Below are 10,199 nucleotides of genomic sequence, written 5' to 3'. Positions count from 1 at the left end.
AATGAAAAAAAATGCCCAGTCCGTGGAAGCCTGGCTGGAGGCGATGATCGCCGTGGCGCGCTATTATCGCCTTGATTTTTCACAGGAGAACGTGCGCGCGACCGTCAACTGGGAGCGCGACAGCAAGCGGGAAGAGTTACTTACCGATATGGCGCGGCAACTGGGGATGGGGCTGCGGCTGGTGGAGTTTTCCGCCGATTCGCTTAACCCCTGGCGGCTGCCGTTGATTGCTGTGTTTGATAATCAACAGATTGGTGTGATCACCCGCCGCGACAATCACGACAATATCAGCGTTCAGTTCAGCGGTGACGAAGGGCTGGAAACCACGCTGAACGTCGCGGATGTTGAAGATAAAATTGTCGAACTGGCGCTACTGCGCCCGCTTAGCGCCATCCCTGATGCGCGGGTGGATGACTACATTCGCCCGTATCAGGCGAACTGGTTCTGGAGTCTGTCGCTGAAAGACTGGCGGCGCTACGGCGATATTATGCTGGCCTCACTGGTGGCGAACGTGCTGGCGCTGGCGGCGATGATTTTCTCGATGCAGGTTTACGACCGCGTCGTTCCGGCGCAATCGTACCCGACGCTGTGGGTACTGTTCGCCGGGGTGATGATGGCGATTCTGTTTGAGTTCTGTATGCGCATGGTGCGCACGCACCTCTCGGATATGATTGGCAAGCGGGCGGATCTGCGCATTTCGGATCGCGTTTTTGGTCACGCATTACGGCTGAAAAACAACGTGCGATCGAAATCCACCGGATCGTTTATCTCGCAGATCCGCGAACTGGAATCAGTGCGGGAGCTGATCACTTCCACCACCATTGGCGCGGTGGCGGATCTGCCGTTCTTCCTGCTGTTTGTCTTTATTCTGTGGATGATCGGCGGCTGGCTGGTGCTGGTGGTTTTGCTGGCGCTGCCATTACTGGTGATCCCCGGTCTGCTGATTCAACGCCCGCTGGCGCGGCTGGCGAACGAAGGGATGCGCGAGTCAGCGGTACGCAACGCTACGCTGGTGGAAGCCGTGCAGTCGATTGAAGACATTAAACTGCTGCGCGCCGAGCAGCGTTTTCAGAATCAGTGGAACCACACCAACGACGTGGCCTCGTCCATCAGCATGAGGCAACGTTTTCTCACCGGGCTACTGCTCACCTGGACCCAGGAAGTGCAATCCATCGTCTACGTGGTGGTGCTGTTGGTGGGCTGCTTTATGGTGATGAACGGCGACATGACCACCGGTGCGCTGGTCGGGACGACGATCCTGGCTTCGCGCACCATTGCGCCGCTGTCGCAGATATCCGGCGTGCTCTCGCGCTGGCAGCAGGCGAAAGTAGCGCGCAACGGGCTTGATGAACTGATGAAGCGCCCGGTGGATCAGCCGGAACACGGCAAACTGGTGCATAAAGCGGTGCTGCACGGCAATTATCAGTTCAGCAACGCGGTGTTTTATTACGACGAAGAAGAGAAAATTGCCGATGTGGCGATTGGCAAACTCAACATTCAGGCTGGTGAGAAAATCGCCATTCTCGGGCGCAACGGCGCGGGTAAATCAACGCTGCTGCAAATGCTCGCCGGAATGCGTATCGCCCAGCAGGGGCAGGTGTTGCTGGATAACATCAGCATCGGGCAGCTTGATCCGGCGGATCTGCGCCGCGACATGGGGCTGCTCAGCCAGACCGGACGACTGTTCTTCGGCTCGCTGCGGGAAAACCTGACGATGGGGATGCCGGAAGCCAGCGATGAAGATATCGAACGCGCGTTAACCCTCAGCGGGGCGCTGCCGTTTGTGCAGAAGCAGAAAAACGGCCTCAACTACATGATTCAGGAAGGGGGATTTGGTCTTTCTGGCGGCCAGCGGCAAACGCTGCTGCTGGCGCGGCTCCTCATCTCTCAACCGAATATCGTCCTGCTCGACGAACCCAGCGCTTCGCTGGACGAAATGGCGGAAGCGCACTTAATCGAACAACTGAAACAGTGGATTGGACATCGCACGCTGGTCATCGCCACTCACCGCACGGCGATGCTGCAACTGGTGGACAGGATAATCGTGATGGATCAGGGGCGGATTGTGATGGATGGCGCGAAAGAGGCCATTTTGCGTGAACAGGGCGAACCCACGGCGCGACGGGTGGTGTTGCAGGAGAAGAATAAGGGGTCTGCCGCATGAACGGACAACTGCAATATAACCGTGGCCTGACTGAACCCCGCCTGCCGCGCTCGGCGCTGGCGGTACGTGTGACCGTCGTCATGCTGCTCTGTTTTCTCGGCTGGGCGTGGTATTTCCAGCTTGATGAAGTGACCACCGGCAGCGGCACGGTAGAACCTTCCGGGCGCGAACAGGTGGTGCAGTCGCTGGAAGGCGGGATTTTGTATCATCTCGACGTGAAAGTGGGCGATATTGTTGAGCAAGGCCAGCCGCTGGCGCAGCTTAACCGCACCAAAACCGAATCCGACGTGCAGGAAGCAATGTCGCGGCTGTACGCGGCGCTGGCAACCTCGGCACGGCTGCGGGCGGAAGTCAGCAATAAACCGCTGGTGTTCCCCGACGAACTGAATAAATTCCCCGAGCTTATCGAGTCGGAAACGGCGTTGTACAACACTCGCCGCGACGGGCTGAACAAAGCCACCACCGGGCTGACACAAGGAATTAGCCTGGTCAATCGCGAACTGGCGATGACCCAGCCGCTGGTGAAACAGGGGGCGGCGAGCAGCGTCGAAGTGCTGCGTTTGCAACGACAGGCCAATGAACTGGAAAACAAACTCAGCGACGTGCGCACGCAATATTACGTTCAGGCACGGGAAGAGTTAGCAAAAGCCAACGAAGAAGTCGAAACCCAGCGTTCGGTGATCCGCGGGCGGGAAGACTCTCTCACCAGGCTGGACTTTACCGCGCCGGTGCGTGGCATTGTCAAAGACATTGACGTCACTACGGTTGGCGGCGTCATCGCCCCAGGTGGTAAACTCATGACCATCGTGCCGCTGGATGAGCAACTGCTGATTGAGGCGAAAATCTCCCCGCGCGATGTGGCGTTTATCCATCCGGGGCAAAAATCACTGGTGAAAATAACCGCTTACGATTACTCCATCTATGGCGGCTTACCAGGAGAAGTTGCGGTGATTTCACCGGACACCATTCAGGATGAAGTACGGCGCGATGTTTATTACTATCGAGTGTACATTCGCACCTTCAGCAACCATCTGGAAAATAAACATAAACAGCAGTTTCCGATATTCCCCGGTATGGTGGCGACGGTCGATATCCGCACGGGTAAAAAAAGCGTGCTGGATTATCTGTTGAAACCCTTTAACAAAGCACAGGAGGCGTTGCGCGAACGATGAACATTAGCGATGTGGCAAAAATTACCGGCCTGACCAGCAAAGCCATTCGCTTCTATGAAGAGAAGGGACTGGTGACACCGCCGATGCGCAGCGAAAACGGTTATCGTACCTATACGCAGCAGCATCTCAACGAACTGACCTTACTGCGCCAGGCACGCCAGGTGGGCTTTAACCTGGAAGAAAGCGGCGAACTGGTGAATCTGTTTAACGACCCGCAGCGTCATAGCGCCGATGTAAAACGGCGCACGCTGGAGAAAGTCGCGGAGATCGAGCGACATATTGAAGAGCTGCAAGCCATGCGCGACCAGCTACTGGCATTGGCGAATGCCTGCCCCGGCGATGACAGCGCCGACTGCCCGATTATCGAAAATCTCTCCGGCTGCTGTCATCATCGGGCGGGGTGAAAATCAGTTAATCCCCGTTTGCACTGAAAGAATATGCTGCAAACTTTCTACCATAATGCGCCCCGACTGAAATAAGCCTTCCTGGATTTCGTTGTTAACATTCACAGCGTGAACCAGGGAGGCTAATAACACCACTTGCAGGAAGGCAAAAATAAACGCACCGATAATCATAATATGCGTCATGGCTATTTTCTTTTGCTCCTTCATTTTAAATAGCCCACAAACTGGCCTTCTTTCATTAAGGCGACTTTTCCTGTGTGATGATAAACAATGACGTTATACAGACCCGACTGATATACGGTGGCATCTTTATTATCTTCATCTATGGCACATAACGAATCATTGAGATAAGCGAAGTTCTTACTGCTCATTCTGAAGGTAAGGCCAAATCCTTTATAAATGGATTTTTTAGTGGCCTGGGCATGTTGTGCGGCTTCTGCATTTTTAAATGCCTGCGCCTCGGATGCACTTAAAATAGCCGCCTGACGCTGTTGTTCTGCGAGATAACAGGTGTCATGACTGACGCCCTGCGCCTGGCAATCTGCGATGCGGGAAGTGGGGGAGCTACAGCCAGCCAGTAATATAACCGCCAGCAGGGAAAACGATTTAATGGTGCTATTCATCATTGTTAACCTTAAATAATGTGCGGATAATTGCGAATAAGAAATTGCTATTAAAATTAGAACGAATATCCCACGCCGACACCTGCGCCAAAATCAGATTGTGTATCCGCTGAGACTCCCGCTTTAATTACCGTATGAATTCCGGCATTAAAAGATGTTCCGACAGACACCGCAGATTCACCGTTGAACGTTCCAGCTCCCGCTGACACCATCATTAAATCACCGGTTTTCACCTGCGGCTGTGAGGCAATGGCAATGGCTGACGCGATCCCCGCATTAGCATCTTTACGGTTATCTTCAACTTCGTTTTTCAGCGAACTGAAATTGTTATTGAGCGTTGTAATCTGCTGGCTGTTATCAGCGACCCGGTTTTGGGTGTTGGTTAACTGTTGCTGCGTTTGTGCGGAATCTTGTCTCAGACTTTCAATTTGCTCATGTGCCTGGGCTGACTTCTGCGCCAGACTTTGCATTTGTTTGTCGTATTGAGTCCTTTCATTTTGCTGTTGTGCTGCCACATCGGTTGTCAGCGCATTCATTTTCTGCCCTTGTTCAGTGGTAGTGCGCTGATTAGCCTCATTTTGAGCCGCCAGTCTGGCATTAATCATCTCCTGATAATGCGCGGTATTTTGCGTATCTCCAGTCGCGGCGAGCGTTTTTTGTGTGGCTACGATCTGCGCCTGTTGCTCTGTAATTTGCGTTTGCTGGGCATCAGTTACCGCAGACTGTCGGGCGTTGATCATGCTCTGATAACGGGCAGTTGTCTGTACATCACCTGTAGCGGCAACGGTTTTTTGTCCTGCGTCAGGATCTGTCTGGACAGGGGGAGTCTGAGTGGTATTAGGTGTTTCAGAAGGGATGTAGTGATGTTCAGTCAAATAGGTATACGCAGCGGGGCTGTTGTCTGTGCGTTCTAAAAAGCGGGTAATCTTCTGCTCAATCTCCGATTGCGACATGCCAGAGTTAATGGCTGAAAGCTCTGTTGCCGCCGCTTCAATGGTATCACCAGCTAAAACAACAGGGCTGGATGTTGCTGAAATTATGAGTGCCAGTAAAGCTACGTTTACAGTTTTCATTCATTTTCTCTCGTGCAAAATAAGTCGCATTAGTGTTTCTATAAGAAACAAATAATATCATTTTAAGAAATAAACTACGTTGCAATTTAATCGAAATCTACGCCGCCATTTGTGTGATGTAAAGCGCATTTTTGGTTGGTGTAAGCGTAAATATTGCCAATAAGAAACAAAAAATGTTTCTTATATAAATAAAATAGAAAATCATTTTGTGCTCTTTCAATGTAAAAAAGAGTAAAGACTTGTTTTGATAAGCGAAATAAATGTTGTTTCTGGGCTAAACGTGAAGCTGTTCCTGATGTGTGCTAGAATGCGTTTCTTTGATAAATCTCAATTTTTAAGAGGTTTACGCCAGGCAGGAAAATTAAATGAATGAATTTGAGAAGATTTTTAATGAAATGAATCTGGACAGGGCGCTGCTCCCGATCCTTTTTCGTTCGAATCGCTCTACGGTGTGGAAGTATTTAAGCGGCGATAGTACGGCTCCTGCCTCTGCCATGTCGCTGATCATGCTGTTGCAGTTGATCCAGAAGAGAAACCCCGATCTGTTAGCCGAATGGTTAACGCTTTCTGATTTCACCATTCCGCCAGAAGTTTACCTGGACCAGCCTGATTACTGGAAAGGGTGGGTGTATACCCAACACAAGGTCAATAAAAACGTCCTGGAATATCTAAAAAAACACTATCCGGATGAAGACCAAAAAAACATGAATAAAGGCAGTGACGAGTAATTTGCCAATGCCAGTTAATATGGCGGAGGCGGCCGACGCGCCCGCGTTGCATCAGGCGTCGGTGCGCGACTGCCGGATGCGGCGTAAACGCCTTATCCGGCCTACGTTCAGGCACAGATTTGTAGGCATGATAAGACGCGTCAGCGTCGCATCAGGCGATGACCGCACGGATGATCAGCGTTATCCCTTCAATCGCAATAACCTCAACATGCGTACCTGCACCGAGATCCTCGCTGGCGCTGACGGGCCATGAACTGTCGCCGACGCGCATATGACCGCGCCCGTTGACTAACGGTGATTCCAGCACAAATCGTCTGCCGATCAATTGCTGTCCGCGCTGGTTTAAATGACTGTCACTGTGCTTTTGTTCGCGCACGCCTCGTGCCAGCCATTTCCACCACAGCCAGGCGGCAAGTAGCGTCAGGACGGCAAACATCACCCCTTGCCACTCCCAACCCAGCGGCAGCAACCAGACCACCAGGCCAGTAATCACCGCCGCGACACCGCTCCACAACAGATAACCATTGCCGCCCAACATCTCGGCTGCCAGCAGCAGACCGCCGAGACTCAGCCAAAAAATATGCGGATGGATAGCTATCATCTCGATCATGATTTCTTTCGCTCGTTCGCGCTGTCTTTCACCAGTTCAGCAATCCCGGCAATCGATCCCATCAGGCTGCTGGCGTCTAATGGCATCATCACCACTTTGCTGTTGCTGGAGGAACCAATCTGCTGTAACGCTTCGGTGTATTTCTGCGCCACGAAGTAATTCACCGCCTGAATGTCACCAGAAGCAATGGCTTCAGACACCATTTGGGTCGCGCGGGCTTCCGCTTCGGCAGAACGTTCACGTGCTTCGGCCTGTAAGAATGCCGACTGACGTTCACCTTCCGCTTTCAGGATTTGTGACTGTTTTTCACCTTCGGCTTTGAGAATTTCCGCCTGACGAATCCCTTCTGCTTCAAGGATGTAAGCGCGTTTGGTACGTTCCGCTTTCATCTGCGCGTTCATTGAAGAGATAAGTTCAGCCGGTGGGCGCACATCGCGAATTTCAATACGGGTGACTTTTATCCCCCACGGATTAGTGGCTTCATCGACAATATGCAGCAGACGCGAGTTAATGCTGTCGCGCTGAGAGAGCATTTCATCAAGTTCCATCGAACCCAGAACGGTACGGATGTTGGTCATGGTCAGGTTGATGATTGCCAGTTCCAGATTGCTGACCTCATAAGCCGCGCGCGGGGCATCAATCACCTGAATAAAGCAAACGGCGTCGATAGTGACGTTGGCGTTATCTTTCGAGATAACTTCCTGGGATGGGATGTCGAGCACTTGCTCCATCATATTGATCTTACGACCAATGCGGTCCATAAACGGCACCACCAGACTTAGCCCCGGCTGTAACGTTTTGGTATAACGACCAAATCGTTCTACCGTCCACTGATAGCCCTGCGGCACGATTTTGACGCCCGCGCCAACAATCACCAGCGCGACAAAAATGAGAATCGGGATAAAAATAAGCATCGGAAAAACCTCCTGTTGTACCGTCCATAAAGAGCAAAGTTGCTGCTTGATTAAACAAATTATACCTGATTACTGAAAGAGAGTTCCCCCTTATTCTTGCGGAGGATAAACTGTTTTTAGTAAAAATCAGAAAAAGGGATGGGTAATGCAGGAAAATAGTCTTTTGCTCCAACTGCAAAATGTTGGATATCAGGCGGGCGATACGAAGATTCTCAATAACATCAATTTTTCGCTGCGTGCTGGCGAATTTAAGTTAATTACCGGCCCTTCTGGCTGCGGTAAAAGTACGCTACTAAAAATAGTTGCTTCATTAATCAGCCCGACCTGCGGAACGTTACTGTTTGAAGGTGAGGATGTCAGCACACTAAAGCCAGAAACCTATCGCCAACAAGTTTCTTACTGCGCCCAAACGCCGGCTTTGTTTGGCGACACGGTCTACGATAACCTGATCTTTCCCTGGCAGATCCGTAACCAGCAGCCTGATCCGGCCATTTTTCTCGATTTTCTCGAACGTTTTTCCTTGCCGGACACCATTTTGACGAAAAATATCGCCGAGCTATCTGGTGGTGAAAAACAACGCATCTCATTGATTCGTAATCTACAATTTATGCCGAAGGTTTTATTGCTCGACGAAATCACCAGTGCGCTGGATGAAAGCAACAAACGCAACGTCAATGAGATGATCCACCGCTATGTACGTGAGCAAAATATTGCTGTGTTGTGGGTGACGCACGATAAAGACGAAATTAATCATGCGGATAAAGTGATTACACTGCAACCGTATGCCGGAGAAATGCAGGAAGCACGCTATGAACACGCATAATATTACCAACGAGTCACTGGCACTGGCATTAATGCTGGTGGTTGTCGCAATCTTAATTAGCCATAAAGAAAAACTGGCGCTGGAGAAAGATATTCTCTGGAGTGTGGGGCGCGCGATAATTCAGCTGATTATTGTCGGCTATGTATTGAAATATATTTTCAGCGTTGATGATGCCAGCCTGACATTATTGATGGTGTTATTTATCTGCTTTAATGCGGCGTGGAATGCGCAAAAACGCAGTAAATATATTGCTAAAGCTTTTATCTCATCGTTTATTGCCATTACGGTCGGGGCGGGAATTACCCTGGCGGTGCTGATTCTCTCAGGATCGATTGAATTTATCCCGATGCAAGTGATCCCTATCGCCGGGATGATAGCCGGTAACGCCATGGTAGCGGTGGGGTTGTGTTACAACAATTTAGGGCAACGCGTGATTAGCGAACAGCAACAGATTCAGGAGAAACTGAGTCTTGGCGCGACGCCGAAACAGGCTTCAGCGATATTGATTCGCGACAGTATTCGCGCGGCTTTAATTCCGACGGTCGATTCAGCAAAAACGGTTGGCTTAGTGAGTTTACCAGGAATGATGTCCGGGCTGATATTTGCCGGGATTGATCCGGTGAAGGCGATTAAATATCAGATTATGGTGACCTTTATGCTGCTCTCAACCGCCAGCCTGTCAACCATTATTGCCTGCTATTTAACCTATCGTAAGTTTTATAATTCGCGCCACCAGTTGGTGGTGACGCAATTGAAGAAGAAATGATGCGATGCCGGATGCGCAGCATCGCATCCGGCGTTGTGGTTCATGTGCCGATCAACGGAATATCAATACAACAATGCATACAGCTGGCGGCGATACTTCGACGCCAGTGCATCCCCCGTACCCAGCGCAGCGAGGATCTCCTGGAACGTTTTACGCGTCTGACCGTCTGCGGCGGTGAGATCTTTACGCAGATGCCCAAACAGTAACTCCAGCGCCTCTTCATTGCGCCCAACCTGATGCAGTTGCAGTGCCAGTTGCGTCGCCAGTGCGGCATCTTCTGGGTTCTCCGCCACCTGCTGTTGCAACTGTTGAATTTCCGGCGTATCTGCCGCCTGCTTCAGCAGTTCGATTTGCGCCACCAGCCCCTGGTAGCGGGTGTCCTGATCCTGCAACGGAATGGTTTTCAGCACGGCTTCTGCATCTTCAGAACGGTTCAGCTCAATCAGCGTTTCTGCCAGCAGCAGGCCGATTTCCCCGTTCTGATTCGACAACTGCCAGGCGTCTTTCAGCAATGGCAGGGCGTCGGTGTAATTGCCTTCCTGCATCAGTTGCATCGCCTGCTGGGCTTTCAGCTCTTCTTCACGCGGCAGCACTTTATCCAGCAGGGCGCGGATTGCTTCTTCCGGTTGCGGCCCCTGGAAGCCGTCTACCGGTTGCCCGTTCTGGAACAGATACACGGTCGGAATAGCGCGCAGACCAAACTGGGCGGCAATCATCTGCTCCGCGTCGCAGTCCAGCTTCGCCAGAATAAATTGCCCGTTGTACTGCGCCGCGAGGCTTTCCAGAATTGGGGTTAACTGCAAACAGTGCTGGCTACGTTCAGACCAAAAATAGAACAGCACAGGTGTGGTCATTGACTGTTCAAGAACCTGTTGCAGGTTAGATTCGTTAATGTTGACAATATTTTCTACGGACATGGAGT

Annotated in this window: 12 protein-coding genes; 6 read left to right on the top strand and 6 right to left on the bottom strand. The window is 51.3% G+C overall.

Annotation, left to right across the window (positions count from 1 at the left end; genetic code table 11):
- Nucleotide 1: 1 nt before the first annotated feature.
- Genes AACS80_RS15335 through cueR form a run of 3 tightly spaced genes read left to right on the top strand, consistent with a single transcriptional unit; the run spans nt 2 to nt 3,740 of the window.
- Nucleotides 2-2,164 (top strand): type I secretion system permease/ATPase, encoded by a 2,163-nt coding sequence (locus AACS80_RS15335; RefSeq protein WP_135409628.1) that lies wholly within the window; start codon nt 2-4, stop codon nt 2,162-2,164.
- Entirely contained in the window at nt 2,161-3,336 is a 1,176-nt protein-coding gene (locus AACS80_RS15330) for an HlyD family type I secretion periplasmic adaptor subunit (protein ID WP_130206337.1), read from the top strand. The genes AACS80_RS15335 and AACS80_RS15330 overlap by 4 nt, the downstream gene beginning before the upstream one ends.
- Nucleotides 3,333-3,740: a Cu(I)-responsive transcriptional regulator gene (cueR, locus tag AACS80_RS15325; protein WP_001026744.1), complete on the top strand. Its 408-nt coding sequence runs from the start codon at nt 3,333-3,335 to the stop codon at nt 3,738-3,740. The genes AACS80_RS15330 and cueR overlap by 4 nt, the downstream gene beginning before the upstream one ends.
- 3 nt (nt 3,741-3,743) lie before the next feature.
- On the opposite strand, the gene AACS80_RS15320 is transcribed toward cueR, so the two are convergent.
- The 3 genes from AACS80_RS15320 to AACS80_RS15310 are packed head-to-tail and all read right to left on the bottom strand — an operon-like array spanning nt 3,744 to nt 5,436.
- Nucleotides 3,744-3,947, bottom strand: coding sequence for a hypothetical protein (locus AACS80_RS15320; RefSeq protein WP_024257417.1), 204 nt, complete (start codon nt 3,945-3,947; stop codon nt 3,744-3,746).
- Entirely contained in the window at nt 3,944-4,366 is a 423-nt protein-coding gene (locus tag AACS80_RS15315) for a hypothetical protein (protein ID WP_130260281.1), read from the bottom strand. Before AACS80_RS15315 ends, AACS80_RS15320 begins: the two co-directional genes overlap by 4 nt.
- Before the next feature lie 53 nt (nt 4,367-4,419).
- The gene (locus AACS80_RS15310) at nt 4,420-5,436 is read right to left on the bottom strand and encodes a YadA C-terminal domain-containing protein (protein ID WP_135409629.1); all 1,017 of its coding nucleotides are present in this window, start codon (nt 5,434-5,436) and stop codon (nt 4,420-4,422) included.
- Between the two features lie 365 nt (nt 5,437-5,801).
- Here AACS80_RS15310 and AACS80_RS15305 point away from each other — a divergent pair, with 365 nt between their 5' ends.
- Entirely contained in the window at nt 5,802-6,164 is a 363-nt protein-coding gene (locus tag AACS80_RS15305) for a hypothetical protein (protein ID WP_001001643.1), read from the top strand.
- A 151-nt stretch (nt 6,165-6,315) separates the two neighbouring features.
- Here AACS80_RS15305 and AACS80_RS15300 read toward each other — a convergent pair whose 3' ends face one another.
- Together AACS80_RS15300 and AACS80_RS15295 are read right to left on the bottom strand one after the other, a co-directional pair.
- The gene (locus AACS80_RS15300; RefSeq protein WP_130206345.1) at nt 6,316-6,774 is read right to left on the bottom strand and encodes an NfeD family protein; all 459 of its coding nucleotides are present in this window, start codon (nt 6,772-6,774) and stop codon (nt 6,316-6,318) included.
- Nucleotides 6,771-7,688 carry an SPFH domain-containing protein gene (locus AACS80_RS15295; RefSeq protein ID WP_135409630.1) on the bottom strand — a complete coding sequence of 306 codons (918 nt, stop codon included), beginning with the start codon at nt 7,686-7,688 and terminating at the stop codon, nt 6,771-6,773. The genes AACS80_RS15300 and AACS80_RS15295 overlap by 4 nt, the downstream gene beginning before the upstream one ends.
- Before the next feature lie 145 nt (nt 7,689-7,833).
- Here AACS80_RS15295 and fetA point away from each other — a divergent pair, with 145 nt between their 5' ends.
- Complete coding sequence (gene fetA / locus AACS80_RS15290) at nt 7,834-8,511, top strand: iron efflux ABC transporter ATP-binding subunit FetA (RefSeq protein ID WP_138183861.1); 678 nt, start codon at nt 7,834-7,836, stop codon at nt 8,509-8,511.
- Entirely contained in the window at nt 8,498-9,277 is a 780-nt protein-coding gene (gene fetB, locus AACS80_RS15285; RefSeq protein ID WP_010347707.1) for an iron efflux ABC transporter permease subunit FetB, read from the top strand. The genes fetA and fetB overlap by 14 nt, the downstream gene beginning before the upstream one ends.
- Nucleotides 9,278-9,339: 62 nt before the next feature.
- On the opposite strand, the gene cnoX is transcribed toward fetB, so the two are convergent.
- Complete coding sequence (gene cnoX, locus AACS80_RS15280) at nt 9,340-10,194, bottom strand: chaperedoxin (RefSeq protein WP_138183860.1); 855 nt, start codon at nt 10,192-10,194, stop codon at nt 9,340-9,342.
- Nucleotides 10,195-10,199: the final 5 nt, after the last annotated feature.

The sequence above is a fragment of the Escherichia sp. E4385 genome (assembly GCF_963883145.1).
Lineage (GTDB): Bacteria > Pseudomonadota > Gammaproteobacteria > Enterobacterales > Enterobacteriaceae > Escherichia.
The sequence above is the reverse complement of the archived record's forward strand: the minus strand, read 5'-3'. Positions and strand labels throughout refer to the sequence as shown.